Annotated in this window: 26 protein-coding genes; 11 read left to right on the top strand and 15 right to left on the bottom strand. The window is 68.9% G+C overall.

The annotated features are described in order from the left end of the window. The 3 genes from E0H73_RS22175 to purS are packed head-to-tail and all read right to left on the bottom strand — an operon-like array spanning position 1 to position 2,980. Positions 1-2,058 carry a hypothetical protein gene (locus tag E0H73_RS22175; RefSeq protein ID WP_131359619.1) on the bottom strand — a complete coding sequence of 686 codons (2,058 nt, stop codon included), beginning with the start codon at positions 2,056-2,058 and terminating at the stop codon, positions 1-3. Further along, positions 2,058-2,729: a phosphoribosylformylglycinamidine synthase subunit PurQ gene (purQ, locus tag E0H73_RS22170; protein WP_131359617.1), complete on the bottom strand. Its 672-nt coding sequence runs from the start codon at positions 2,727-2,729 to the stop codon at positions 2,058-2,060. The genes E0H73_RS22175 and purQ overlap by 1 nt, the downstream gene beginning before the upstream one ends. Then, the gene (purS, locus tag E0H73_RS22165) at positions 2,726-2,980 is read right to left on the bottom strand and encodes a phosphoribosylformylglycinamidine synthase subunit PurS (RefSeq protein WP_131359615.1); all 255 of its coding nucleotides are present in this window, start codon (positions 2,978-2,980) and stop codon (positions 2,726-2,728) included. The genes purQ and purS overlap by 4 nt, the downstream gene beginning before the upstream one ends. Before the next feature lie 114 nt (positions 2,981-3,094). Here purS and E0H73_RS22160 point away from each other — a divergent pair, with 114 nt between their 5' ends. The 4 genes from E0H73_RS22160 to E0H73_RS22145 all read left to right on the top strand — a co-directional run bounded on the left by E0H73_RS22160 (position 3,095) and on the right by E0H73_RS22145 (position 6,205). Continuing rightward, entirely contained in the window at positions 3,095-3,616 is a 522-nt protein-coding gene (locus E0H73_RS22160; protein WP_131359612.1) for a PadR family transcriptional regulator, read from the top strand. Beyond that, on the top strand, positions 3,613-4,293 hold the full coding sequence (locus tag E0H73_RS22155; RefSeq protein WP_131359610.1) for an ABC transporter ATP-binding protein: 681 nt from the start codon (positions 3,613-3,615) through the stop codon (positions 4,291-4,293). Before E0H73_RS22160 ends, E0H73_RS22155 begins: the two co-directional genes overlap by 4 nt. Further along, positions 4,290-5,618, top strand: a complete 1,329-nt coding sequence (locus E0H73_RS22150; RefSeq protein WP_131359608.1) for an FtsX-like permease family protein — start codon at positions 4,290-4,292, stop codon at positions 5,616-5,618. Before E0H73_RS22155 ends, E0H73_RS22150 begins: the two co-directional genes overlap by 4 nt. Before the next feature lie 98 nt (positions 5,619-5,716). Further along, positions 5,717-6,205: a hypothetical protein gene (locus tag E0H73_RS22145; RefSeq protein ID WP_131359606.1), complete on the top strand. Its 489-nt coding sequence runs from the start codon at positions 5,717-5,719 to the stop codon at positions 6,203-6,205. Here the strand turns inward: E0H73_RS22145 and E0H73_RS22140 are convergent. Both E0H73_RS22140 and E0H73_RS22135 read right to left on the bottom strand, forming a co-directional pair. Further along, on the bottom strand, positions 6,202-7,077 hold the full coding sequence (locus E0H73_RS22140) for a phosphoribosylaminoimidazolesuccinocarboxamide synthase (RefSeq protein ID WP_131359604.1): 876 nt from the start codon (positions 7,075-7,077) through the stop codon (positions 6,202-6,204). The genes E0H73_RS22145 and E0H73_RS22140 overlap by 4 nt on opposite strands. A gap of 120 nt (positions 7,078-7,197) precedes the next feature. After that, positions 7,198-8,268, bottom strand: a complete 1,071-nt coding sequence (locus E0H73_RS22135) for an FAD-dependent monooxygenase (protein ID WP_131359602.1) — start codon at positions 8,266-8,268, stop codon at positions 7,198-7,200. 51 nt (positions 8,269-8,319) lie between these two features. Between E0H73_RS22135 and E0H73_RS22130 the strand changes: the two genes are divergently transcribed. Then, positions 8,320-8,907: a TetR/AcrR family transcriptional regulator gene (locus E0H73_RS22130; RefSeq protein ID WP_131359600.1), complete on the top strand. Its 588-nt coding sequence runs from the start codon at positions 8,320-8,322 to the stop codon at positions 8,905-8,907. Here E0H73_RS22130 and E0H73_RS22125 read toward each other — a convergent pair. The 3 genes from E0H73_RS22125 to E0H73_RS22105 all read right to left on the bottom strand — a co-directional run bounded on the left by E0H73_RS22125 (position 8,885) and on the right by E0H73_RS22105 (position 14,742). Then, positions 8,885-9,307 carry a hypothetical protein gene (locus tag E0H73_RS22125; RefSeq protein ID WP_131359598.1) on the bottom strand — a complete coding sequence of 141 codons (423 nt, stop codon included), beginning with the start codon at positions 9,305-9,307 and terminating at the stop codon, positions 8,885-8,887. The genes E0H73_RS22130 and E0H73_RS22125 overlap by 23 nt on opposite strands. A gap of 2,143 nt (positions 9,308-11,450) precedes the next feature. Beyond that, entirely contained in the window at positions 11,451-13,499 is a 2,049-nt protein-coding gene (locus E0H73_RS22110) for a glycosyltransferase family 39 protein (RefSeq protein ID WP_131359594.1), read from the bottom strand. Between the two features lies 1 nt (position 13,500). Beyond that, the gene (locus E0H73_RS22105; protein ID WP_131359592.1) at positions 13,501-14,742 is read right to left on the bottom strand and encodes a bifunctional glycosyltransferase family 2/GtrA family protein; all 1,242 of its coding nucleotides are present in this window, start codon (positions 14,740-14,742) and stop codon (positions 13,501-13,503) included. 327 nt (positions 14,743-15,069) lie between these two features. On the opposite strand from E0H73_RS22105, the gene E0H73_RS45935 reads away from it, so the two are divergent. Continuing rightward, positions 15,070-15,237, top strand: a complete 168-nt coding sequence (locus E0H73_RS45935; RefSeq protein WP_165555776.1) for a hypothetical protein — start codon at positions 15,070-15,072, stop codon at positions 15,235-15,237. A gap of 5 nt (positions 15,238-15,242) precedes the next feature. Beyond that, entirely contained in the window at positions 15,243-15,638 is a 396-nt protein-coding gene (locus E0H73_RS22100) for a hypothetical protein (protein ID WP_131359590.1), read from the top strand. Positions 15,639-15,709: 71 nt separating this feature from the next. Here the strand turns inward: E0H73_RS22100 and E0H73_RS22095 are convergent, their stop codons facing one another. From E0H73_RS22095 to purD, 7 genes are all read right to left on the bottom strand, one after another. Next, on the bottom strand, positions 15,710-16,123 hold the full coding sequence (locus tag E0H73_RS22095) for a hypothetical protein (protein ID WP_131359588.1): 414 nt from the start codon (positions 16,121-16,123) through the stop codon (positions 15,710-15,712). Between the two features lies 1 nt (position 16,124). Continuing rightward, the gene (locus tag E0H73_RS22090; RefSeq protein WP_131359586.1) at positions 16,125-16,481 is read right to left on the bottom strand and encodes a hypothetical protein; all 357 of its coding nucleotides are present in this window, start codon (positions 16,479-16,481) and stop codon (positions 16,125-16,127) included. Between the two features lie 3 nt (positions 16,482-16,484). Continuing rightward, on the bottom strand, positions 16,485-17,921 hold the full coding sequence (purB, locus tag E0H73_RS22085; protein ID WP_202867505.1) for an adenylosuccinate lyase: 1,437 nt from the start codon (positions 17,919-17,921) through the stop codon (positions 16,485-16,487). Between the two features lie 14 nt (positions 17,922-17,935). Continuing rightward, entirely contained in the window at positions 17,936-18,370 is a 435-nt protein-coding gene (locus E0H73_RS22080) for a glutaredoxin domain-containing protein (RefSeq protein ID WP_131359582.1), read from the bottom strand. 19 nt (positions 18,371-18,389) lie between these two features. Beyond that, positions 18,390-19,295: a hypothetical protein gene (locus E0H73_RS22075; protein WP_131359580.1), complete on the bottom strand. Its 906-nt coding sequence runs from the start codon at positions 19,293-19,295 to the stop codon at positions 18,390-18,392. Further along, positions 19,292-19,891 (bottom strand): RNA polymerase sigma factor, encoded by a 600-nt coding sequence (locus E0H73_RS22070; protein WP_131359578.1) that lies wholly within the window; start codon positions 19,889-19,891, stop codon positions 19,292-19,294. The genes E0H73_RS22075 and E0H73_RS22070 overlap by 4 nt, the downstream gene beginning before the upstream one ends. A gap of 76 nt (positions 19,892-19,967) precedes the next feature. Then, positions 19,968-21,245 (bottom strand): phosphoribosylamine--glycine ligase, encoded by a 1,278-nt coding sequence (gene purD, locus E0H73_RS22065; RefSeq protein WP_131359576.1) that lies wholly within the window; start codon positions 21,243-21,245, stop codon positions 19,968-19,970. A 75-nt stretch (positions 21,246-21,320) separates the two neighbouring features. Between purD and E0H73_RS22060 the strand changes: the two genes are divergently transcribed. From E0H73_RS22060 to E0H73_RS22045, 4 genes are all read left to right on the top strand, one after another. Beyond that, complete coding sequence (locus E0H73_RS22060) at positions 21,321-22,277, top strand: carbohydrate ABC transporter permease (RefSeq protein ID WP_238164164.1); 957 nt, start codon at positions 21,321-21,323, stop codon at positions 22,275-22,277. Continuing rightward, positions 22,274-23,125 (top strand): carbohydrate ABC transporter permease, encoded by an 852-nt coding sequence (locus E0H73_RS22055; RefSeq protein WP_131359574.1) that lies wholly within the window; start codon positions 22,274-22,276, stop codon positions 23,123-23,125. The genes E0H73_RS22060 and E0H73_RS22055 overlap by 4 nt, the downstream gene beginning before the upstream one ends. Positions 23,126-23,140: 15 nt before the next feature. Continuing rightward, positions 23,141-24,550: an ABC transporter substrate-binding protein gene (locus tag E0H73_RS22050; RefSeq protein WP_131359572.1), complete on the top strand. Its 1,410-nt coding sequence runs from the start codon at positions 23,141-23,143 to the stop codon at positions 24,548-24,550. Between the two features lie 332 nt (positions 24,551-24,882). Further along, the gene (locus tag E0H73_RS22045) at positions 24,883-25,728 is read left to right on the top strand and encodes an SMP-30/gluconolactonase/LRE family protein (RefSeq protein WP_131359570.1); all 846 of its coding nucleotides are present in this window, start codon (positions 24,883-24,885) and stop codon (positions 25,726-25,728) included. The last annotated feature ends 545 nt before the right edge of the window (positions 25,729-26,273 follow it).

Genomic DNA, 26,273 nt, shown 5'->3' with positions numbered 1-26,273 from the left:
TCAGGACTCCTGCACTAGGTGGGACTCAGGTGAAACGGTAGCGGGCTGCTCGGAAGCCAACAGGTGGGCCACCAGCAGTGGAAGGCTGAACCCGGTCATGATCGCGGGCAGTGTGACCCCGGCGTCGTTCAGCAGCATGCCGACCAGACCGCAGGCCGACAGGGCGAGCAGAGTCGGCCGGATCATCGGCAGACTCGAGTAGAAGGTCCGGTACGCCGGGAACGGCACCCGGTCCGGAAACACAGTGGCAAGCATGGCCAGCACCACACCGACGAGCATGGCCCAGCCGGCCGGCCCGGTGAAGAACTGCACCGCCATGTCCAGCTTGCGGATCAGTACGTCGCTGACGTCGCCGTCCAGCAGCCGGGCCACGAACGTACCGAAGTGACTCCGCTGGTCCGGCGGCCGCAGGTAGTCGAGGAACGCGACGGCCGACACCGCCAGTACGCCGGCAACACCCACGCCGATCAGTGCACGCAGTGAGATGCTGCCGCGCCAAGTCAGCCAGGCCATCAGCAGCACGGCCGGTGTCAGTGCGAGGATGCCGCCGAAGTCGGTCCCCCAGCCCGGTCTGCCGTCCACCACGATCGCAGCGCCGCCGATGACGAGCACAGCGAGCGCGGCCTGCACTCTGCTCTTGTCGATCAGCTTCTGCGCGGCCCACCCGGCCGTGACGAGTGCAGCGACCGCCAGCGTCGCGAACGTCGAGTTGCCGAAGCCGTAGAATCGCCCACCGACCACTGGCCCGTCCGTGAACATGCTGCCGAACTGCAGCGGCGTCCCGAGTACGCCGTCCACCAGCAAGATCAGGTACGCCGCCAGCGTGATCCCCAGGAACGCATACCGTTTCAGGACCAGCTGGGACACGGCCGCCAGGATCGCACTGATCCCCAGAACCACGCAGTACAAGGAGAATCCGGGCGCCGGCCAGCGCCACCACACGGTCGCGGTGGACAGGAAGACCGCGATGAAGAACCCGCCCTGCGTGAGCAGCGTGAAGATGAAGGTACGCCGGGAGCGGGGGCTGCGGGTGAACCAGAACCAGGCGAGCGCGAGCAGCTCCGCGGCCAGGATCGTCACCGAGACCGCGACCAGAACCGGCCGCGGCTGCTCGAACCGCTGATTGGCGTCCAGCCGATTCTCGATGACCGCCTCGGCGTTGGTGTGCACAGGGCCGGTGAAGTGGATCTCGTTCCCGTCCAGCGGACCGGCCTTCGCCGCCCCGGCGGGATCCACCTCGGCGGCGGTTCGTCCCTTGAGGATCGTCGCGGTGATGTCGGTCAGCTGGATCAGACCGGGCCGCCGGGTGCTGTCGCTGGTCAGCCAGCGCGGGCCGTTGTCCGGCGGGAGCTGCATGGCGACCAGGGGCTCCTGGTGTGAGTTGGCCAACTCCTGGCTGACACCGACGAGCAGAACCCACCCTCCGGCCGCTCGGGCATCGGCGACCAGGTCCGCAACCTTCTTGCGGGCCTCTGCCCGCCCCTCGCCTATCGGCAGCGCCCCGGCGTCGACGATCGCGTCACCGCACGCGGGGCTCGCCAACCGGGCCTGATCGAACTCCGGCTGCCAGTTCGTCACCGATCCGTCAGTCCGCGCCAAGGCGATCGCGGCGCCTGGACCGAACCCGCAGATCGGGTATCCGGTCTGACCGAGCCGGCCGATGGGCGCACCGGTGTGGTGCTCGGCCTGCCGGTCGACGTACGTCTGCCAGCTTGCGACCTTGCCGTCCGTCACGGCGGGCAGGTCGCCGCACGGCTGGTCGGCGACGCTCCCCCAAGCCCGTGTGCCCGCGCTGATCGTCAGCCAGCCGTCCACCGGGCAGGTGTGTGGCCCGGCGGTCTTCACCGTGATCGAGCCGACGTGGGACTGGTTCACCAGCGCGGTCAGCTCCGGCGAGTCCTTCACGTCGTTCCAGGTCAGTCCCGGTACGCCGATCACCACGACCTTCGCCATCAGGCTCGCCGACTGGGCATTCGCCGTACCAGCGGCGGCGATCAGGATCGCCGCGGTCAGAAAGAGGGTGCGAGTCAGGAGGCGCCGCAGCCCTGACGACTTCATCAGCTGGAGACGACGGCCTTCAGCACCGAGGTGAAGAAGCCCAGGCCGTCCGTGGTCGGGCCGGTCAGTGTCTCGACGCAGTGCTCCGGGTGCGGCATCAGGCCGACCACGTTGCCGCGCTCGTTGGTGATCCCGGCGATGTCGCGGTACGAGCCGTTCGGGTTATCGGCCAGGTAGCGGGCGACGACCCGGCCCTCACCCTCCAGCCGGTCCAGCGTGGCCTCGTCGGCGACGTACGAACCGTCCTGGTTCTTCAGCACGATGGTGATCTCGTGGTTGGCGTCGTAGTCGCTGGTCCAGGCGGTGCGGTTGTTCTCGATCCGCAGCGGCTGGTCCTTGCAGATGAACTTGCGGTGGTGGTTCTTGATCAGTGCGCCGGGCAGCAGATGCGACTCGCACAGCACCTGGAAGCCGTTGCAGATGCCCAGCACCGGCAGACCCTCGCCGGCCTTCTTGATAATGGTCTCCATCACCGGCGCGAACCGGGAGATGGCACCGGCGCGGAGGTAGTCGCCGTACGAGAATCCGCCCGGCAGGACGACCGCGTCCACGCCGTGCAGGTCGGCGTCGCCGTGCCAAAGCGCGACCGGCTCGGCGCCGGCCACTGCGGCCGCGCGGCGGGCGTCCGCGTCGTCGAGCGAACCCGGGAAGGTGACGACCCCGATCTTCACTGCGCGTCGCCCTCGACGTGCAAGGTGTAGTCCTCGATCACGGGGTTGGCCAGCAGCGTGTCGGCGGCCTTGCGGATCTCGGCGACCCGTTCCTCGGTCGCCTCGCCGTCCAGGGTGATCTCGAACCGCTTGCCCTGCCGGACGTCGGCCACGCCGTCGAAGCCGAGCCGGCCGAACGCGCCGTGCACCGCCTTGCCCTGCGGGTCGAGGATCTCGGGCTTGAGCATGACGTCGACGACAACGCGAGCCACTGACTACTCCAGGTTTCGTTCCGGCGTGACGCCCTGAATCCTACCGACCAGGCGCCAGAACGCCGCATCGCGGACTATTCACTCAGTACATACACTCGGTGTATAGTCCTGCTCATGGCAACCGCCGAGCTCGTTCTGGGACTACTCTCCGCCGGTCCGGCGCACGGGTACGACGTGAAGCGCGGCCACGACTCCTGGTTCCCGGACAGCCGCCCGCTGGCGTTCGGGCAGGTGTACACAACACTCGGGCGACTGGAGCGCGACGAGTTGGTCGAGGTGGTCGACCGGGCGTCCGAGGGCGGTCCGGAGCGGACCGTCTACGCGCTGACTGCGAAGGGCCGCGAGCACCTGACCCGCTGGCTCGCCGAGCCGATCGAGCCGTCCCCCGGCGGCGTCGACGAGATGGTCCGCAAAGTCGTCGCGACCATCCGGACCGGCGAGGACGCCTCCGCCTACCTGGCCCGGCAGCGGGCCATCTACCTACGCCGGATCCGCGAGCTCAAGTCCGCCGAGGGCGGAGGCGACTCGTCGTCCTGGCTGGTGCGTGACTACGTGGCACTGCACCTGGACGCGGACCTGCGCTGGCTGGACCGAGCAATGGACCGGATCACCGAACAGAAGGAGACGAATCGATGACCGACGCCGCCCTGGAGATCCAGCGGGTGGAGTACGCCTACCGTCGTGACGTCGCCCTGCGCGGTGTCTCATTGGGGGTCGACGCCGGCGAGATCGTGGCCGTCACCGGACCCAGCGGATGTGGCAAGTCCACCCTGTTGCACTGCGCCGCCGGCATCCTCCGTCCACAGGCGGGCACGGTGGCGTTGGCCGGCCGCGACCTCTCCGAGCTCTCCGAGGCCGAGCGGACACGAGTACGCCGTACTCAGGTCGGCATCGTGCTGCAGTTCGGCCAGCTTGTGCCCGACCTCTCGCTGAAGGACAACGTCGCCCTGCCGCTGTTGCTGGAAGGACACGATGCGGCGGCCGCGCGGCGGGCGGCGCTCGGCTGGCTGGAGCGGGTCGGCGTCGCAGAGGACAGCGAGGCCCTGCCGAGCGAGCTGTCCGGCGGTCAGAACCAGCGTGCGGCAGTGGCGCGGGCGCTGGTGACCGGCCCGGCGGTCGTGTTCGCCGACGAACCGACCGGCAGTCTCGACAGTCGCGCAGGCGAGCAAATGATGGAACTGCTCGTCGCCTCCGCCCGCGACGGCGGCGCCGCGCTGGTGATCGTCACGCACGACAACCTGGTCGCCGCCTACGCCGATCGAGAGGTCCGGCTGCGGGACGGCGTCGTCCAACATGAGGTGAGGCTGTCATGACCATCACGACTCTGATCACCTTGGCCCGGCCGAAGTCGTCCACCGACCGGCGCCGATCGACACTGCTGGTCGCGGCCGTCGCCGTCGCCGGCGTCTTCCTCCTCGCCGGTCAACGCATCATGGGACTCGGCAGTGTCGACGGTGCGGCGTACAGCACCTATCTGACCGAGGACGGCCTGCGCCCAGGCGTCGTGACAGCCGTCGTACTCCTGGCGGCTGCCGCCTGCGCTCTGGCGCTCCAGGCCCTCCGGCTCGGTACGGCGGCTCGCGACCGGCGACTGGCGGCGCTGCGACTGGGCGGCGCGACGCCCAGCCAGGTGCGGCTGATCGGCGCAGCCGAAGCCGGCCTCAGCGGTCTGCTCGGTGGTGTGCTGGCCGGGCCGGTGTACTTCGCGTTGGCGGCTGTCCTGCAGTCTCTGCCGCAGGTGGGTCGGGTGCTTCCGGCCCCCGCTCTGGGTGACCTGGTGGCCTGGCCCGTCCTCGCTGTCGTGCTCGCCCTGGTTGCCTCGGGAGCCGGCGGTCTTCTCCGTCGGCAGCTCTCGACCGAACCGAGGAGCGAGCCGGATCGGGCAGGCTGGCAAGCCAGGTACGTCACCATCGGCGCCGTCGGAACGGCTCTGGTCGTGCTGAGTCTGATGTCCTTCGGTTTCGTGCGGATCTTTGCCCAGGCCGCTGGTGTCCTCTTGGCTGCGTCCGGGTTCGCGCCCGTCGCGGTTGCGGCGTACGGCCGGCGGCTGGAGCGGTCGGGTGACCCGGTGCGCATGCTGGCCGGCGGCCGACTGCTCCACACCGCGCGATCGGTCGGCCGCATGCTCGCGCTGTTGGTCATCTGCGGTGGCGTCGTCGGGGCAGTGCTGGCCATCGGCCGGGACTACCAGCTCAGTGATCGTGAGTTGACCGCGCACGGCGACTTCATCTACACCGGCCTCGGTTTCGTCGCACTGCTCAGCCTGTTCGCCGCCTTGGCGGCCGGAGTGGCGATGCTGGCGGGCGCGGCGGACGACCTGCTCGACCAGCGAAGCCAGTTGGCCGCGCTCAACGTCTTCGGGATGGGCGCTGCGCAGGTCCTGCGGTCGGTGCGGATCCAGTTGACCGGACCGGCAGCGGTAGCTGTCGGTGCGGGTGTGCTGATCGGCGGTGGGCTGGTCTGCTCCTTCCAGAGCCGGGTGGATCCGACTGCGGACACGTCGTCCGTGGTCGTCTTCGTCCTGATCGCGGCCGCCGTCGTCGGCGTACTGGCCGGAGCGCTGGCGGCGCTGGCGACCGGCGTACTGGGTGGTCAGGTGCGGGACGCGGTCGATCCGGCCAACCTCCGCACCACCTAGGGGAGAGCTGGGATCCGGGGTTGAGGGGCCCCGGGTTCCTCCCTGAAGTGGTGCAGGCACCACTGCCCGGGCTAGGTCCGGCGCCTACGCTTCCATGCATGTGGGTGTGGCAGTTGGCGCTGGCGGTCGGATTCGGGATCGGGTCCGCCGTCGTACCGGTGATGAACGCGGAGGCCTATGTCCTCGGCGTCGGCGTCTCCGGTGCGCTGGACCCCGTGGTCGCCGCGATCGGGGTCTCGATCGGCCAGACCATCGGCAAGGTCGCGATGTTCCTCGCCGTGCGCTACCGCCCGGGGTACGCCTCGCGGATGTCCGAGGAGCCCAAGGCGGTGAACCTGGACACCCGCTGGGGACGGTTCGTGCAGTGGAACCGCGACGTCAGCAAGCGGCTCCTCGACGCGATGAGTGACCGCCGCTGGGGCGTCCCGGTCACTCTGCTGAGCGCCTCGGTCGGCATCCCACCGCTGTACGGCGTCGCGCTCATCGGCGGCGCCTCCCGGATGGGCGTCGTCACCTTCACCCTCTCCACCCTGGCCGGCCGCGGCGCCCGCTTCATCCTGCTCGCCCTGGGAGTCGGCCTCTTCTAGGCGGTGAACTTCCGCCCGGTCAACTCCTCGTACGCACTGATGTACGCCGAGCGGGTGCGCTCGATGACCTCGTCGGACAGCGGGGGCGGGGCTTCGCCGGACGTGCGATCCCAGCCGGACTCGAACTGCAGCCAGTCGCGGACGATCTGCTTGTCGTACGACGGCTGCTGCTTGCCCGGCGACCACTGATCGGCCGGCCAGAAGCGGCTCGAGTCCGGGGTCAGCACCTCGTCGGCCAGCACGATCGTGCCGTCCGCCCGGGCACCGAACTCGAACTTCGTGTCGGCCAGGATGATCCCGCGCTGCTCCGCCATCGCGTGCGCCTTGGTGTAGATGTCCATCGTCAGATCCCGCAGCGCCGCCGCCGTGTCCGCACCGACAGTCGCGACCACAGCGTCGTACGAGACGTTCTCGTCGTGCTCGCCGAGCTCGGCCTTGGACGCCGGGGTGAAGATCGGCTGGTCCAGCCGCGAGCCCTCGACCAGTCCGGACGGGAGCGGGATGCCGCAGACCGCGCCGGTGGCCTTGTAGTCGAGCAGGCCGGTGCCGCTCAGGTAGCCGCGGGCGACGCACTCGACCGGGAAGATGTCCAGCTTCTCGCACACCACCGCACGACCCGCGACCTCGGCCGGTACGTCGGTGGACAGGATGTGGTTCGGTACGTCGAACTGCTCGAACCACCACAGGCTCATCGCGGTGAGCACCTTGCCCTTGTCCGGGATCGGCGTCTCCAGGATCCAGTCGAACGCACTCATCCGGTCGCTCGCCACCATCAGCAGCTCGCCGGAATCCAGCTCGTACAGATCCCGGACCTTGCCCGAGTGGAGGTGCTTCGCACCGGGGATCTCGGCTGCCTGCGGAAGTGTGGTCACACCAGGATTCTTTCACCCGGACCTCCGCCACTCACCAAACCCCCGCCTTCGGCCAGCGCTCCGCCTGGCCGGACGCCGGCTGCCTGGATCGGGCGAGGTTGGTGAGTGGTGCAGATCCGCTCACCGCCGACGGAGTCCGGCCAGCTTGCCGCCGATGGTGAAGAGGCCGTCGCGGAGGGCGCGGACCATCGGGTTCTCCAGTTGGCCGACTCGGCCGATTCCCCGCGATCGCTTGACCAGCTTGGTCGTGGCGGGTCGCCGTTCGGCGTCGTACTTGCTCAGGGCGGTGATGAGGTCGGGGGTCTCGCGGAGGTGGCGGGCGAGGGCGCCGGCGTCCTCGATGGCGGAGCATGCGCCGCGGCCGAGGTCCGGCGTCATCGCGTGCGCGGCGTCGCCGAGCAGGACCACGCGGCCCTGGACGAACGGGACCAGCGGCAGCTCCAGGTCGTAGATGTCGCTGTGCAGCACGTTCTCGGTGCCGGCGAGGAGCTTCGGGATCGGGTCATGCCAATCGCCGAACGCCTCGCTCACCTCCGCGTGATCGCCGCTTTGGCCGGCCGGCTGGTTCGCGGTCGCGTACCAGTAGATCCGCCCGTCGATCAGCCGCGCGAACCCGAACCGCCTCCCGCGCCCCCACGTCTCACCGCCCCCGTCGTCGACCTCGAGGTCAGCGATCCCCCGGTACGCCGTGTAGCCGGAGTACCGCGGTCCCGCGTACTCCGGGTGGAGCGCGCCCCGGATCACACTGCGGATCCCGTCGGCAGCGACGACCAGGTCGGCCCGCAGGTCGTCGTTGATCGTCACGCCGGCCTCGTCCTGGCTGATCTTCGTGACTGGGTACCCAGTTCGGACCGTGATGGCCGGACCGAACTGGGCTGTGATCAGCTCGTGCAACTGGGCCCGGTGGATCATCACCGGGATCTCGACGCCGAAGTCCGCCGCCGCCAGTACCCAGCGGCCGCTCGGTTTCCGCATCCCGGCCGGCTTGGACACCACGGCAGCCTTCTCGACGCCCTTGACCCCGAGCTCCTCCAGAACGGCGACCGCCGACGGCCAGACGGAGATCCCGGCACCCACCTCGCCCAGCTCCGGCGCCCGTTCCAGCACCGAGACCTGCCATCCGCACCGTTGCAGTGCGACGGCCGCCGTGACCCCGCCGATTCCCGCTCCCACCACGATCGCCGTACTCATGCACGATACTCTACACCTGTAGAGGAGGATGCGGAATGGGAGACTGCCAGGGTGACGAAGCAGGTTCCGCTCGGCGCGGATCGCCGGGACGCCATCGCCGACGCCGCGATCCATCTCGTCGCGACCCGCGGCCTGCGCGGGCTGACCCACCGCGCGGTGGATGCGGAGGCTGGGCTGCCGCCGGGATCGACGTCGTACTATCTGCGCACGCGGAGCGCGCTGCTGACGGCCTGCGTGAACCGCATGGTCAGCCGGGACCTGGCGACCATGCCGCCGGACGCCGACCGTGGTCCGCTCGACCTGCTGATCGGGATGACGATCGGGCTGGCACGAGACCGGCCGGACGACCTGGTCGCGCGCTACGAACTGTCACTGGAGGCGAGCCGTCAGCCCGAACTGCGGGCGGCGATCGACGAGGGCGGACGGCAGTTGCGGGTGGGCCTGGCACGACTGCTTGAGATGCTGGGCATTCCGCGGCCGGACGAAGCCGCCTGGCCGGCGGCCGCGATGATGGACGGCCTGCTGTACGACCGGGTCGCCGGAGCCGGTGCCACGCTGACGCAGGAGGACTTCGAGACCGGCGTACGGCGGTCGATCGCCGCGCTGCTGGACGGACTCAGAGGCGATCCGTCAGCGTGACGAAGGTGAAGTAGCCGACGCCGATGACCATCCCGACGTGGCCGAGCAACGAAAGGCCGGCGCCGGAGCCCCAGGCGTCTGTTGCCGCGTCCTCCGAATGTTTGCCGCCGCTCGGCAACCAACGGGCCAGCAGCAACAATCCGACGATTGCCAGCAGCCACCATCCGGCCAGGGCCACGAAAGCGATCTCCTGCCGTCCGGTGACGAGGGCAACGACCCAGACGAGCAACGTGAGCACGCCGACGGTGGTGTGAAGTCGCAGCAGGACAGCGGAATACCCGTGACGTCCGGCGCCATGGCCCGTGCCGTCCACCACCGTTCCACCGAGCCGGACGCGCGTCAGTAGTACGACGACCGCCCCCAGGGCGGTCAGGAACCAGGTGACGTTCGACCATTCCACGCCCCCATCCCTACCCCACCCACCCCCACCCCGAACCGTCCCCGCGTGTCGTCACCGTCCGTCGCCGGCAGTCCGACCCACTTGGTTGCCTCTCCCACCGACCCAAACCGCGGCTGCTCTCACTGGCCAAACCACGGCAGCGCCCGACGAGCCGAGTGTCCGCCCAAGCCCGCCGGGCTGCTCTCCCACCCCCTCAACTCGCCCGCACCTCGCCACCCGAACCACCACTCCCCGACGCGGGCTGACTTCCGGCCCGGTTGCGTCCCCGACCCCGACTGACTTCCCGTCCCCGGTTGCGTCCCCGACCCCGGCTGACTTCCCGTGCCCGGCTGACTTCCCGTCCCCGGCTGAGTCCTCGTCCCCGGCCGACTTCCCGTCCCGGACTAAGTTCCCGTCCCCGGCCGACTTCCCGTCCCGGACTAAGTTCCCGTCCCCGGCCGACTTCCCGTCCCGGACTAAGTTCCCGCCCCCGGCCGACTTCCCGTCCCGGACTAGGTTCCCGTGCCCAGCCGGGTCCCGTGCCAGGCTGAGTCCCGTCCCCGGCTGAGTCCTCGTCCCCGGCCGACTTCCCGTCTCCGACTGACTTCCCGTCCCGGACTAAGTTCCCGTGCCCGGCTGAGTCCCCGTGCCAGGCTGAGTGCCGGTACCGGGCTGAGTGCCTTGCCCCTGCTGACCCGGCACCGTGCCCTGCCCGTTCTGACCCTGCTGCCCCGGGACAGTCCCTTGCCCCGTGCCACCTTGCCCGTTGCCCTGCCCCGGGAACTGCCGCCCACCGGGACCAACCTGGTTCTGCTGGTTGGCCGTCCCATCCCACGAATGCCCAACCGCCATCCCACCAAGAAACGCAAGCACCGCAAGCAAAGACCCAGCCCCCGCCAACACCACACTCCCCGGCCGACCCCCGCCCTTCCCCTCCCCCACACCCACCACCTCCGACGCAGTCGGGTGTCCCGGCGGCGCGGAGGGGTGCGCCGGCAGACCGCCCTCCGCCTGCGGCGCACCTGCCTGCGGCGCCCCGACGTCAGGTCCCGACTGAGCCGCTGGGTTAGCGGCGGCTCGCGCTGCTTGCCATTGCTTCTCGGCGCCAGGGCTTTCCGCCGATGACGCGGAGGAGTACGCCGCCGAAGCAGCTCCCACCTGCGGCGCGCCTGCCGTTGATCCACCGGAGCTGGAGCCCAACGGCGCCGCAGGGTACGCCGAGCCTCCACCGTGCGCCTGTGGTGTGGAGGGGCGTGCCGCCGCGTGCGCCGCTCCTACGGGGGGCGGGCCGGCGTTGGTTCCCGACGGCGCGGCGGAGTGGGACTCGCCGGCGGCACACGGGTCTAACGGGGTAGATGGGTTGGCGGCGGCTCGGGCTGCTTGCCATTGGTTCTCGGCGCCAGCGCCTTGTGCTGGTCGCGCGGAGGGGTACGCCGAGCCTCCACCGTGCGCCTGTGGTGTGGAGGGGTGTGCCGCCGCGTGCGCCGCTTCTACGTCGGGCGGCGGGCCGGCGTTGGGTCCCGACGACGCGGCGGGCTGAGCCGAGCCGGCGCCGTGTGCCGGTGGCGCGGAGAGATGCGCCGCCCGAGCGGCCGCCTGCGGCACGTCTGCCTGTGATGCGCCGGCGCTGGATCCCAACGGTGCTGCGGGGTGCGCCGAGCCCGCGCTGTGCGGCGGACGCGCGAAGGGGTGCGCCGGCCCGGCGCCGTGCTCCGATGGTGCGGAGGGGTGCACCGGCGCCTGCGGCGCGCCCGGGTGTGATGCACCGGCGCCGGGTCCGGACGGCGCGGTTCGGCCGGCCGAGCCGGCCGCGTGTGACGGGGTGGATGGGTTAGCGGCGGCTCGGGCTGCTTGCCATTGGTTCTTGGCGCCAGCGCGTTGTGCTGGTGGCGCGGAGGGGTACGCCGACGGAGCGGCCGCCGCTTGCGGCGCGGCTGCGCGTGCCGGGGCGGCGGTGGGTTCCGACGGGGCAGCGGCGGGTTCCGACGGGGCCGCGGGCTTGGTCGGGTTGGCGGGGTGGGTCGGGTTGGTGGGGTGGGTCTGGTTGGCGGTGGGTGCTGGTGGCGGGGTGGGTGGGTTGATGGTGGCTTGGGCTGGTTGCCGTTGGTTTTCGGGGGCGGTGCCTGCTGGATGGGTGGGGTTATGGGTCATCTTGTGCTCCTGTTCAGGTTGTGAGGTCGTAGATGGTGGTGTTGCCTACGGTTTGGGCTTCGTAGTTCTCGGCTACCCAGGTAGCGATTTCGTTGGAGGTGCCGCCGCGGCCGCCGCCGAAGCCGCCTCCGCCGCTGCCGACGAAGTAGTGGATCTTGCCTTGGGCAACCAGGTCCTGGAACTCCGCGAGGGAAGGCGCCGGGTCGGTTCCGTTGAACCCACCGATCGCCATGATCGGCTCGCCCGACGCGATCTGCAGTGGCGCGGCACCGTTGGCCGTCACCGCCGCAGCCGCCCAGGTATAGCCCTTCGCGCCCTGCTGCAGCAGCGTCACCAGCTCACTCGAAACTCCACTCGTTCCACCCCCGCCAAGGAACCCACCGGCACCACCGTTCCCACCCCGCACTGATCCGGGAGCCCCGTTCCCCGTCGCACCGTTCCCGGTCGCACCGTTGCCCGTCGCACCGTTGCCCGTCGCACCGTTGCCGGTCTGGCCGGGCGGGGTGCCCATCTGACGGCCACCGCCGAAGGCACCGCCTGGTCCACCGCCCATCCCACCGGAGCCTGATGGGCCGGCGGATGGGAGGGCGCCGGCGTGTGCCGTGCTGATCGTCGAGAGCGAGTACGCCGTAGGTCCGGCCAGCGCGCTCACCACCAGCAGCGCGGCCGCGAACATCCCGGCCCGCCGGGCCGCCGTCTTGTGCAACCCCAACTCGGGCAGCAGCAACACCGCACCAGCTCCGAGTACGCCGGTCAGCAGCACCACCCACCGCAACCACGGATGCCAGGATGAGTTCTGGTTCAACAACGCGAAGCTCCACCCAGCGGTCAGCACCACACCACCAACCAGCGTTGCCCTCGGCAACCACGCCGACCGTCGCCGCCAGAGCACCATCATCGCCGCACCGATCAGCGCACCGATCGCCGGCGCCAACGCGATCATGTAGTAGCTGTGGATGATCCCCTGCATATAGCTGAACGTCAGCCCGGTCACCACCAACCATCCGCCCCAGATCAGAGCAAACGCCCGTGTCCGATCCGTCCGCGGAGCCTTGCCCGCAGCAACAACCAGCACGACCGTCGCAAGCAGAGCAGCCGGCACCAACCAAGCAATCTGCGAACCAAATTCACCGCCAAACAAGCGCTGCAACCCGGTAGCGCCACCCCACCCAGGATTTCCAACACCGCCACCAACGGATCCAGTCTCGTTCCCACTCAACCGCCCAAGCCCGTTGTAGCCCAGCGTCAGCTCGAGAATGCTGTTCGTCGAGGAGCCACCGATGTACGGCCGCGCCGACGCCGGCAGCAACTCGACGATCGCGATCCACCACCCCGCACTCACAATCAGCGAGACCATCGCAAGCACATTGTGCACAACCCGCTTCCCCAGCGCCGGCTTCCCGGCAACCAAGTACGCAATCCCGAACGCCGGCAGAACCAAGAACGCCTGCAGCATCTTCGCCAGGAAGCCAAAGCCAACCAGCGCCCCGGCCAGGATCATCCACCGCGCCGCGTGCTTCTCGGAGTCGATCGCCCGCGTCACCGCCCACGCACCCGCGCACAGCAGCAGGATCAGCAGCGCATCCGGGTTGTTGAAGCGGAACATCAGTACGGCGACCGGCGTCATCGCGAGGATCGCACCAGCCAGCAGTCCGGCGTTCGCCGAGAACCATCGTCGCACCGACACGTACACGAACCCGACGCTCGCCACGCCCATCAGCGCCTGCGGGACCAGCATGCTCCAGGTGTTGAACCCGAAGATCCGCCCGGACAACCCCATCACCCACAAGGCGGCCGGTGTCTTGTCGACAGTGATGAAGCTGGACGCGTCGAACGCCCCGAAGAACCAGGCCTTCCAGCTGGTCGATCCGGCCTGGACTGCGGCCGCGTAGTACTCGTTGGCGTAGCCGTTCTTGCTCAGTCCCCACAGATACGCGATCGCGGTCAGCACCAGCAGGCCGCCGTACAGGACCTTGTCCCGGCCGATCGTGTACTGGGTGGCGACCGATCGGGATCCGGTACGGCGCGGGGGCGCCTCGACGGGATCGGTAATGGTGGCCATGTCAGTTGCTCCGGGTCTGGTCGAGAACCGCCGGGGGTTCGAAGGTGGGCAGGGTCGGTGCTTCGTCGTTGAAGACCCAGGCCTGGAAGAGGCTGAACCGGACCACGGTCGCGGCCAGGTTCGCGATGGTCAGGACGGTGACCTCCACCGCCTGATGTGGCGAAGCCACCGCGGTGTGCAACAGCCAGAGGGACGACGCGGTCAGGCTCCAGCCGATGCCGAAGGTGACGAGTCCGCGCAACTGATGTCGCCAGCGGTTCTCCGCGCCGGTGACCCCGAAGGTGATCCGCCGGTTCAGCGCGGTGTTGCCGACGGCCGTGATCAGCAGCGCCAGCAGGTTCGCCACCTGGGCCGGCATGCCTTGCCGCAGTACGAGATAGAGCAGCGCGTACGCCGCTGTGCTCAAGACGCCGATCGCACAGAACCGCAGTACCCGCGCAGCCAGCGCCGTCCGGGGATCGAGGATCCGCGGGCGGCCGTAGGCCCAGCGGACCGGATCGAGAGCGATTCGCCCGCGACCGAGATCCCGCGTCAGCCGGGCTATCCCGCGCAGGTCCTCGCCGACGGTCTTGGCGATCGCAACCCGCGAGTCGGGGTCGTCGATCCAGTCGACGGGTACTTCGTGGATCCGCAGCCCGGCCTTCTCGGCCAGCACCAGCAACTCGGTGTCGAAGAACCAGTTGGTGTCCTGGATCAGCGGCAGCAGCTCGCGGGCGACGTCGGTGCGGATCGCCTTGAACCCGCACTGGGCGTCGGAGAAATGCACACTCAAGGTTGCCCGTAGCAACAGGTTGTACGAGCGCGAGATGAACTCCCGGTTCGGCCGCCGTACCACTCGGGAGCCGTTCGACAACCGGGTGCCGATGGCAATGTCACTGTGCCCGGCGAACAGTGGTGCGACCAACGGCAGCAGGGCGTTCAGGTTGGTGGACAGGTCGACGTCCATGTAGGCGAGCACGTCGGCGGTGCTCTCGGACCAGACCTGTTTCAGCGCCCGGCCGCGACCGGACTGCTCGAGCCGGACGATGCGGACTCCAGGCAGTTCGGCCGCCAGCAGCGCGCCGATCTCATAGGTGGCGTCGGTGCTTCCGCTGTCCGCGATGCAGACCTCAGCCGGGAACGGAAAGGCGGTGTCGAGGAACTCACGCAGTCGCCTGATGTTCGGGCCGAGGTCGTTTTCCTCATTCAAGGCGGGTACGACGATCTCGACCGACGGACCACTGGGATGACCGGATGTCTGCATGCAACCGATGCTGTCCGGCGAACCTTGGGCGACCCCTGCGCGCGGCTGGCAGTTCGCTGGGAGTCGCGACATGCGCCCATCCGCGAACAGACGGTCTCCGAACTAGGGTTGAGTCTCCGTCGCCGCTGCCTGGGGGGCTGCTCCTGGTCATGTCTGCTGCTCAACGCTTCGCACGGATCGCCACCGGCGAACGCCCTGCGGACACAAGGATTCTGATGCGGCGAGCCATCGTGCTCGGCGCAAGCATGGCCGGCCTGATGGCGGCGCGGGCCCTCAGCGATCGCGGCCGGGGCGACGAGTCCGGAGCCGGAGACGATCCGGAACTACGTGAACGGCGTACTCCGTCCGCTGCCGCCACGGGACTCCGTCGGCAAGTCGCTGGTGAGCACGCGGCCGTTCCTCGAGTCGCTCGTACGGCGGCGGACGCTGGCGATCGGCAACATCCGGCTGATCCACGGCGAGCCGACGGGATCGACTTCACCGGCGACCGAGTAAGCGCCGTGCGATACCAACCAACCGACGGCCCACTGGTCACCGAACCCGCTGACCTGGTGGTCGACGCGACCGGACGATCGAGCCGGCTCAGCGACTGGCTAGGAGCAGCCGGCTGGCCGCAGCCGACGATGCGGCGGATGCCGATCAAGCTCAACTACGCGAGCGCCCTGCTCAAACAGGACCCGACGATCTCCGCCATCGGGATCTCGATCGCGCAGAACCAGCCCGGCAGCGGGCAGCCGCCTCGGCAGGGCGGCGTTCTGGCGGTCGAGGGTGACCGCTGGCTGGTGCTCGTGGCCGGGTACGCCGACGACCGACCGACCCGCGACCTCGCAGACTTCCGGAAGCGCTGCCGGGAGGACTTCCCGATCCCCGCGTCAACGTGCAGTTCAACCGGGTGACGACGATGCTCGACCACCCCAGCGCGCTCGCCCGCCCGCGGACGTTGCTGCGGGCACTCCGCTGGAAGCTCCTAGCGAGTACGCCGTAACCAGAGCAGACCGAGGACCGGCAGCACCACCGGCACGAACCCGTAGCCCTGGCCGAAGTGCGACCACACGGTCGCGTCCGGGAAGTCGTCGGGAGCGGCGTAGCTGAAGGCGCCGATGGCGAGAACGCCGATCAGCTCGACCGCGATCGCGGCGGTCGCGACCCGGCGCGAGACCTTTGTTGCCTTGGCCAACGCGAAGGTCGCGGCGCAGTAGATGATCGCGGCAACGGCCGACAACAGATAGGCGATCGGGGCGTCGGAGAACTGGGTCGCGATCTGTACGCCGGCCCGCGCGGTGGCCGACAGCGCGAAGACGCCGTACACCAGGATGAGGATCCGGCCAGGCCCGTGCCTGGTCGCTTCGGGATCGTGCTGGGTCTCGACGGGGTCGGTCATGTCAGGCGGTCCAGATCTCGTACAGGCGCAGCTCGACCACCGGGATCACCAGGCAGGCGACGGCCAGCGCGCCGGCACCCCAGCGGCTGCTCTCCGCCAGCGCCCACAGCGCACCGATCGGCAGGATGATCAGCGAGCCGATCAGATAGCCGATGAAGAACGGGCTGGAGACGTCGCGGGACGTCCCGGCGAGCTGCACGATGCCGATGACCAACTGCGCCAGCAGGCCGACCTCGATCACGGCGAGGGCAGCCAGCAGGGTCCAGTTGATCCGCTTGTTCAGCGCGGCCAGCACGATGGCGTACACCATCGCGGCCAGCGAGAGGCCCACCAGCACCCAGGTCAGCGGTTCGAACACGAGCTAGAGGATGTCACCTGGCGTGTAGGTGGCGGCGTCCGGGTAGCGCTTGGCGAGGTCGTCGATCTGTGCGACGACGGCGTTGACCTGTGCGACGGCGGCGCCGGTGAAGGACAGCGGCTCGCCGACGATGCCGACGATCTGGTTCTCGGTGAGGCCGAGGCGGCCGTCCTGGCCGAGCCGGCGGAACAGGTCGTTCTCCGTCAGGCCCTTGCGCAGGTCGAGCGCGGTGGCGACCGCGTGCTCCTTGATCACCTCGTGCGCGGTCTCCCGGCCGACGCCGTTCTTCACCGCGGCCATCAGCACCTTGGTCGTGGTCAGGAACGGCAGGTACCGCTCCAGCTCCCGGCTGACCAGGGCCGGGTAGACCCCGAACTCGTCCAGCACTGTCAGGAACGTCTCGAACAAACCGTCCAGCGCGAAGAACGCGTCCGGCAGGGCGACCCGGCGTACCACCGAGCAGAAGACGTCACCTTCGTTCCACTGGTTGCCGGCCAGCTCACCGGCCATCGACGCGTACCCGCGCAGGATCACCGCCAGACCGTTCACCCGCTCGCAGGACCGGGTGTTCATCTTGTGCGGCATCGCGGACGAACCGACCTGGCCCTCCTTGAAGCCCTCGGTGACCAGCTCGTTCCCGGCCATCAGCCGGATCGTGGTCGCCAGGCTGGACGGCCCGGCGGCAAGCTGCACCAGCGCCGAGACGACGTCGTAGTCGAGGGACCGCGGGTAGATCTGGCCGACGCTGGTCAGCGTCCGGCTGAAGCCGAGGTGCTGGGCGATGTCGCTCTCCAGCTTGTCCAGCTTCGCCGGGTCGCCACCGAACAGGTCCAGCATGTCCTGCGACGTACCGACCGGACCCTTGATGCCGCGCAGCGGGTACCGCCCGATCAGCTCCTCGATCCGGGCGATCGCGACCAGCAACTCGTCGGCGGCCGATGCGAACCGCTTGCCCAGCGTGGTCGCCTGCGCGGCAACGTTGTGCGAGCGACCGGTCAGCACCAGCGCCGCGTGGTCGGCGGCCTTCTGACCAAGCCGTACGGCGGTCGCCACCGCGCGGTCCCGGACGAGCTCGAGACCGGCCCGGATCTGCAGCTGCTCGACGTTCTCGGTCAGGTCCCGGCTCGTCATGCCCTTGTGGATGTGCTCGTGCCCGGCGAGCGCGCTGAACTCCTCGATCCGCGCCTTCACGTCGTGCCGGGTGACCCGCTCGCGGGCCGCGATCGACTCCAGGTCGACCTGCTCCACCACCCGCTCGTAGTCCTCGATCACTCCGTCCGGCACCGCGACCCCGAGCTCCTTCTGGGCCTTCAGGACCGCCAGCCACAGCCGCCGTTCGAGCACGATCTTGTACTCCGGCGACCACAGCTGAGCCATCGACACACTGGCGTAGCGCGACGCGAGAACGTTGGGGATCCGGGGCTTGCTGGGCTTCGACACCCGTCTATTGTCCGCTACTCGCCCACCGGTCCGGTACGCAGCCGCTCCCGCACCCACCCGGGCCCGGGATTCACCCGGCTCTCGCCGTCCACCACCACGGTCGGTACGGTCTCGTTACCGTTCGCCACCGCCCGCACCGCGGCAGCGGCCTCGGGATCCGTCCAGATGTTGACCCAGGACGCTCGACCGGCCACACCGATCAGCGCCAGCCGCAGCCGCAGGCAGTACTGGCAGCCAGGTCGCCAGTAGACGACGGGTTTGCCTCGAGCCGCCGCCTCGGCGGCGCGCACCGATCGCGGGAACACCAGCGGCGAGAACAGGAACGCGAGTACGACGAAGGTCGCCAGCTGCACGACGGCGGACCCACCGTTCCCACGGGCCGCAGACCACGCTGCGAACGCGACCCCGATCAGCAGGGCGAACAGGGCGACCTTCCAGCTGCGCAACACCCCGCCATCCTCGCAGGCGTCAGGGCAGCCAGTTCCAGGTGTGGGCGCGGACACAGGACTTGGGGTCCGGCATACCGGCCGCAGGGTGCTCGGTGGACAGGTTCAGCTCGGGGTCGGTGATCTTGAAGCCTGGCGGGTACGGCCGCAGGAACCTCTCGCCGGTGGCGTCCACAACGCAGCGGGCGTCCCGGGCCTGGCGTTCGCCCCTGGTCTTCGGGCTGGTGTAGATCAGCGCGCCACTCGCGTCGTACGCGCGGACCATGTACTCCGTCGGCGTGCTGTCGGTGCCCTTCCCGGCGAAGGGCACGTTCGGCACGGACGCGTAGAAGAACCCGTGCTGGAGGTCCGCCTCGTACGGCTGTCCGCCGAGCGGAGTGATGGTGATGCGAGCCACACCCTCGACGTACGATCCGGCACCGGCTCCGCGCATCTCCACCGGGTCCATCATGTCGTCGCCCGGTTTCTGGATCCCGCCGGTCGACCGCTTGCCGTTCGAGTCGTACCCGCAGAACTTCCAGTTACCGATCGCGTGCATGACCACGAATGTGGTCGCGACGGCGTCCGCCGGCGGGTTCACGGCCCGGAAGCCGGCCACTTTCTCCGCCGGCGGCGAGTAGGTCATCTTGTCCCCGCACTCCCAGGTCAGGGCAGTCTGCTGACCGGCGGCGATCGGTGTGAAGACCGTCACACCCAACGCAACGGGGTTGGGGTTTCCGGCCGGGCCGGCCGACTTGTGGTCGCTCAGTGCGGGTACGGCGATCGCCGCGCCGGCGATCAGGGCGATCGCAGCCGCGGCGGCCAGTGGAACCAGCAGGCGGCGCGGGCGTGCGTTGGCGGACTCGTGCTCGACGATCGCCGTCAACTCGGCGCGCTGACGTTCCCGCGTCGCCGGGCGCAGATCCCCTTCGGGCGGCAGTGTGTTCATCGGTCGCTCTCCACGGCAGAAGGATGATTGAGTTCGCGCAGGCGCTTGCGGGCGCGGGACAGCCGGGACTTCACGGTCCCGATCGGTACGTCGAGCGCGACGGCGGCCGCGGCCTGGTCCAGACCGGCCCAGACACAGAGTTCGACGATCTCGCGTTCGTGCCGGCGCAGGTGCTTCAGCGACTCGCGGGCCGCGCGGATCCGCTGGTCGTCGTCGAGGCGGCCGGCCACGTCATCGGCGTGGTCGCCGATCTCGGTGGGCAGTTGTTCCGCCGCGGCCAGAGCACGCCGGTAGCGGAGCTTGGAGCGCCAGTCGTTCCGCACCGTGTAGTCGGCGGTCCGGAGCAGCCAGGGCAACGCGGAGTCGCGGTCGAGCACCACCTCGTGCCGTCGCCGCCACGCCTGCAGGAAGACCGCCGAGGTCAGATCCTCGGCATCGCTCCAGGACGCTGTGCGCCGGTGCAGGAAGTTGTAGACCGCCCGGGCATGCCGGTCGTACAACTGCGCGAACGCCTCCGCGTCACCGTCCGCGGTCCGATCCCACAGCCGCCGTTCCGATCCCGCGGGCACCACCACTCCGTCCCACACCGCCTGCATGCCGCTCCCTCCGCCTCACGACCCTTGCACTGTGTATGTGTCGGCCGGAGCGAGGAGGTTCCCGCGGAACGTCGGATCAGACGGTGATCTCGCCGCGGGCGGCCTTCAAGGCGATGTCGGTGCGGTGCTGGGAGCCCTTGATCCGGATCTGGCCGACCGCGGCGTACGCACGCCGGCGGGCCTCGTCCAGGTCCTCGCCGGCCGCGCTGACCGCGAGCACGCGGCCTCCCGAGGTGACCAGGTCGTCACCGTCGAGCGCCGTACCCGCGTGGAAGACCTGGACGCCGTCGGCCTCGGCCTGGTCGACACCGCTGATCACGTCGCCGCTGCGCGGGCTGGCCGGGTACTTCTTCGCGGCGACCACGACCGCCACGGCGGAACCGGTCTGCCAGGCCAGTGGCTCCTGATCGGCCAGCTTGCCGGTGGCGGCGGCGTACAGGACTCCGCCCAGCGGGGTCTTCAGCAACGGAAGCAGCGCCTGCGTCTCCGGGTCGCCGAAGCGGCAGTTGAACTCGATCACCCGGACCCCGCGCGACGTCAGCGCCAGACCGGCGTACAGCAGTCCGGTGAACGGCGTACCGCGGTGGCGCAGTTCGTCGATCGTTGGCTGGATCACCTTCTCGGTGATCTCCTCGACCAGCTTGTCCGGTGCCCAGGGCAACGGTGTGTAGGCGCCCATGCCGCCGGTGTTCGGGCCCTCGTCGTTGTCGCCGAGGCGCTTGAAGTCCTGCGCCGGCTGCAGCGGCAGCACCGTCGTACCGTCGCTGATCGCGAACAGCGACACCTCCGGGCCGTCGAGGTACTCCTCGATCAGCACCTGCTCGCAACCCGCCGCGTGCGCGAGCGCCTCGTCGCGGTCGGACGTCACCACGACACCCTTGCCCGCGGCCAGTCCGTCATCCTTCACGACGTACGGCGGCCCGAACGCGTCGATCGCGGTCGCGGCCTGCTCGGGCGTGGTACAGACGTAGGCCCGGCCGGTCGGCACGCTCGCCGTGGCCATCACGTCCTTGGCGAACGCCTTCGACCCCTCGATCTGGGCGGCGTCCTTGGACGGCCCGAAGACCGCGATGCCCGCATCGCGGAGCGGATCGGCCAGCCCGGCGACCAGCGGCGCCTCCGGCCCGACCACGACCAGGTCCGCGCCCATCTCCTTCGCCAGGGCGACGACCGCATCGTGGTCGGAGATGTCCACCGAACAGCAAACAATCGTTTGCCCGTCGTACGCCGGACGCAACACGGCGATGCCAGGGTTACCCGGGGCCGCGACGACCGCGTCGACCTCAGGGTCCTGGGCCAGCGCCCAGACCAGTGCATGTTCGCGGCCACCCGAGCCGACCACCAAGACCTTCACGGGCCCTCAGCCTAGCGTGCTCTGGCTTAGTAGGCCCCGGGCGGTGTAAGACTGCGCTCTACTGGAGGTAAGCGATTGACTACACGTACGGTATCGGCCGCCAAAAGCCGCCGCACCACACCCGCGGCCGTCGCGGCCGCGACAAGCCGCCGCCCCACCCCGGCGTCCCTGCTGTCCTGGCTGATGCTCGTGCCCTGCCTGGTGGTGTTCGCGCTCTTCATCGTCTGGCCGCTCGGCAAGTCCGTCTCGCTGTCGCTGCACGGCTCCGACCTGTTCGGCCGGCCGGATGCGTTCGTCGGACTGCAGCACTACCGCGACATGCTCGGCTCCGCTGAGTTCCGGCACATCCTCTGGGTGACCTTCGCGTTCGTGCTGCTCACCGTGATCCCCGGCGTACTCGGCGGCCTGGTGATCGTGCTGCTGCTCGAGCAGCACATCAAGGGCATCCGGATCTTCCGGACCGCGTTCGCGCTGCCGTTCGCGTTCTCGGTCGCCAGCGCGTCCGTCATCTTCGCCACCATCTACAACCCGGCGATCGGGCTCGCGAACGGCCTGCTCGGCCGGTTCGGGGTGGACCGGATCGGATGGCTCACGGATCCGTCCTGGGCGCTGATCAGCGTCGCCATCACCACGGTCTGGATGAGCATCGGCTACAACGTGCTGGTCCTGTCCGCGGGCATCGGCGCGATCCCGACCGAGATCAACGAGGCGGCGACTCTGGACGGCGCCGGCGGCTGGCGGGCGTCGCGGCACATCACCGTCCCGCTGCTCGGCCCGCAACTGTTCTTCCTGATCGTGATCTCGACGATCCAGTCGCTGCAGGGCTTCGGCCAGATCAAGATCCTCACGCCGGAAGGCGGCCCGGAGCAGTCGACCAAGACGCTCGTCTACTCGATCTACCACACCGCTTTCGCGAACAACGCGAGCGACTTCGGCGCCGCGTCCGCGCAGGCGATCGTGCTGCTGGTGATCCTGCTCGTCTGCACGGCGGTCCAGTTCGGCTTACTGGAAAGGCGGGTGCACTACAAGTGAGGCGACTCACCGCCGGACGGCTGATCACGTACGCCGTCCTGATCCTCGCGGCTCTCGCGGTCATCTTCCCGGTGTACTACGTGATCGCGGGATCGATCATGTCGCCCGGCCAGATCTCGTCGTACCCGCCGGATCTGTTCCCGCACGGCATCTTCACCGGCAACTACAAGGGCGCGTCGTCGTCCGGGACGCCGATCGGGCAGCAGTACCTGAACTCGATCCTGCAGACCTCGATCATCACTGTGTCGCAGCTGATCACCAGTGTGCTGGCGGCGTACGCGTTCGCCTTCATGAAGATGTGGGGACGCTCGGTGCTGTTCGGGTTGTTCCTGGCCACGCTGATGGTGCCGTGGGAATCGATCGTGCTGCCGAACTACCTGACCATCACCGGCTGGGAGCTCGGTGGTCAACGGCTCACCGCGACGTACGCCGGGACGATGATCGCGCTGGTGCTGCCGTTCCTGGCGAACGCGTTCGGCGTGTTCCTGCTGCGGCAGTCGTTCCTGCAGTTCCCCACCGAACTGCGGGACGCGGCAACCATCGACGGCTGCGGGCACTGGCGGTTCCTGCGCCGGATCCTGCTGCCGCTGAACAAGCCGGCCCTGACCGCGGTCGGGCTGTACGTCTTCCTGTCCGCGTGGAACCAGTTCTTCTGGCCGCTGCTGATCGGCGACTCGGCATCCCGCCGTACCTTGCAGATCGGCATCAGCCAGCTCAACGACGTCGAGGCGGCCGACCCCGGCCTGATCCTGGCCGGCGTCACCCTGTCCATCGTTCCCACCCTGGCCATCGTGATCTTCGGCCAGCGATTCATCGTCCGCGGACTGACCGCGGGCGCCATTCGGTAAAGAAAGGCAACTGCGATGCGATCAGTCCGACAACGACGTACGGCGATCGGCGCTTCTCTGCTGGCCGTGCTCGCCCTGGTGGCGGCCGGTTGCGGGAGCAGCAGCGACGACTCCGGCAGCTCCAGCGGGGGCCAGGACGTGCCCGGCGCGGACGCGCTGGACAAGGCGTCCGGCGTCACCAAGATCACCTTCTGGCACGGCATGAAGGGCGCCAACGGCGCGGCCGTCGACAAGTTGGTGAAGGCGTTCAACGCCGCCCACACCGGCAAGATCGAGGTCACCGCGGTCTACCAGGGCGACTACGACGAGACGATCACGAAGTACAAGACGTCGGTGCAGCAGGGCAACACGCCTTCGGTCGTACAGATCTACGACATCGGCTCGCGGTTCATGATCGACTCCAAGCAGACCGTGCCGGTGCAGAGCTTCGCCGACAAGGACGGCTACACGCTGGACTCGATCGAGCCGAACATCGCCAACTACTACTCGATCGACGGCAAGTTGAACTCGATGCCGTTCAACACGTCGATGCCGCTGCTGTACATCAACAAAGAGGCGTTCGTGAAGGCCGGCCTCGACCCGAACAAGCCGCCGACGAACCTCGACGAGATCATGGCGGACGCGAAGAAGCTGACGATCAAGCAGGGCGGGAAGACGGTCCAGTACGGCTTCAACGCCGCCATCTACGGCTGGTTCATCGAGCAGTTGATCGCGCAGTCCGGGTCGACGTACTGCGACAACGACAACGGCCGCAAGGACCTGGCCACCAAGGTGAACTTCGCCGACGAGCAGGGCGTCAAGGTCGCCACCTGGTACCAGGACATGGTCAAGCAGGGCCTGATGCCGAACACCGGCAAGAAGACCGACGACGCGCAGGCCGTGTTCAAGTCCGGTACGTCGGCGATGCACCTGGAGTCGACCGGATCGCTGCGTGGCTACCTGGACGCGGCGAAGGGCAAGTTCACCGTGCTCACCGCGCCGTTCCCGCACCTGACCGCCTCCGACAGCGGCGGCCCGATCATCGGTGGGGCGTCGCTCTGGATCGACGGCTCGGGTCACTCGGACGCCGAGAAGCGCGCCTCCTGGGAGTTCGTGAAGTTCGCCTCCTCGCCGGAGCAGCAGGCCGCGTGGCACACCGGCACCGGGTACTTCCCGATCAACTCCAAGGCCCTGGACCTCCCCGAGGACAAGGCGTGGGTGGCGCAGTACCCGCAGTTCACCACCGCGATCACCCAACTCCACAACACCAAGCCGACCAACGCCTCCTCCGGCTGCATCCTCGGCGTCATGCCCCAAGCCCGCAAGGCCTCCGAAGACGGCCTGGAGAAGGCAGTCCTAGGCACCGACCCGGCCACCGCGATGAAGGCCGCAGCCGACTCCATCAAGCCCCAAATCGACCAATACAACAAAACAGTCAAGAAGTAGTCCCGTCGACCAGCCGCCCGGTCTCCCGGGCGGCTGGAATCGGCCCCACGCGCCCGCTACGCGCGCTCCTGCCGTCGCGTGCTCGCAGCCGCTCCCTCCCACCCGTCCTTGCCTTGCGCAGGCTCCTGCGTCGCCCGCTTGCGACTACACCGTGGATCCGGCAGCCCGTGAATCCTCGGCAGACCCGGGGACCGGAGTGCTGCGCCGACGCAGGTGATCACGGCGACTGCTGGTCGCCCCGGGCGTCGGATCACATCACGTGAATCCTCAACCCACTGTCGATCTACTTGTTCTCCGTTCGTGTAGGGGTAAAGACGGCGGAAGGAGTGGTGATGGCTGAGGTACTGATGAGTGGGCTGGTGATTGGGGAGTCGGCGCGGTGGCGTAATGGGCGGTTGTGGTGCTCCAACTGGGGTGCTCAGGAGGTGCTGGCGGTTGATGCGTCCGGTAAGTGCGAGGTGATGGCTCGCGTCCCGACGACGTTGCCGTTCTCGATTGATTGGCTTCCGGATGGGCGGTTGCTGGTGACGTCGGGTCCGGAGGGTTTGGTGCTGCGGCAGGAGCCATCTGGCGACCTGGTCGTGCATGCGGACCTCTCGGTGTACGGCGGGTTGAACGAGATTGTCGTCGACGGGCGCGGCAACATCTACGTCAACGGTGGTTGCGACTTCCACCCTGATGAGGACGAGCGCCCCGGCTTCATCGTGCTGATCACCCCCGACGGCGCCGTACGACGCGTGGCCGACGAGCTCGCCTTCCCGAACGGCATGGTGATCACGCCGGACAACTCGACTCTCGTCATCGCCGAGTCGTTTGCTCAGACGCTGACGGCGTACGACGTCTCAGCCGACGGCTCGCTGTCGAGTCGGCGCGTGTGGGCACCTCACACCGGCGACGGCATGGTGATGGACGCCGACGGCGCCATCTGGACTCCCGGCTGGGCGGACAACGGCCCAGCCTGCCTGCGCATCGCCGAAGGCGGAGAGATCCTCGAGACCGTCCCACTGAAGCACGCCGGCTTCGCCTGCACGCTCGGCGACGACGGCACCCTCTACATGCTGACTGCGGACTGGCACATGCAGGAGTCGTTCGAGTCCAACCTCGACCGCCTCCTCTCCGACCGCACCGGCCGTATCCTGACCCACAAGGCCCCAACCCCACCCGCGGGCTGGCCGTGAGCCGCCCGACCACCTACATCCTGCGACCTTGTGCACCGGCCAACCACCCACCACCAGTTGACATGGTCGAGCCGTGCACAAGCTCGCACCACCACGTTGACCACCCGGCGCTAGGTGCCGGGACCGTGAACAAGATCTGGGGACCTTCGACACGGCACGAGCTGTTCACCGTCACCACAAACTGTTCACGGCGCCGCCCCGAGCAGCACCCCCACCACCAACCGCCCACCCCGCACTGAACCCGCGCTCAACACGCGCGGGCAACCCCGGCCACGCCTCCCACCGGTGGCCGGCCGATCACCCGCCCGTCACCAACGTCCCAGCCGACTACCCCGAGGGCCAGACCGGCCAGATCCCTGGTCAGGCCCGGCACAGCTCCTTCGGGGGACCTCCTCGGCGCTGCGGTCCACGACCGACATTGTGCACCGATCGACCACCACAGACCGGGCGGTTTCAACCAGTTGTTGCACGCAGCGCCTCGTCGAGGGCTTGGGCTGGAGTCTTCCATCCCAGGGTCTGTCGTGGGCGGGTGTTCAGCCGGTGGG

Origin of the sequence: Kribbella pittospori (genome assembly GCF_004331465.1) — a bacterium.
GTDB classification, from domain to species: domain Bacteria; phylum Actinomycetota; class Actinomycetes; order Propionibacteriales; family Kribbellaceae; genus Kribbella; species Kribbella pittospori.
This window is presented reverse-complemented; position numbering and strand designations above follow the sequence as displayed.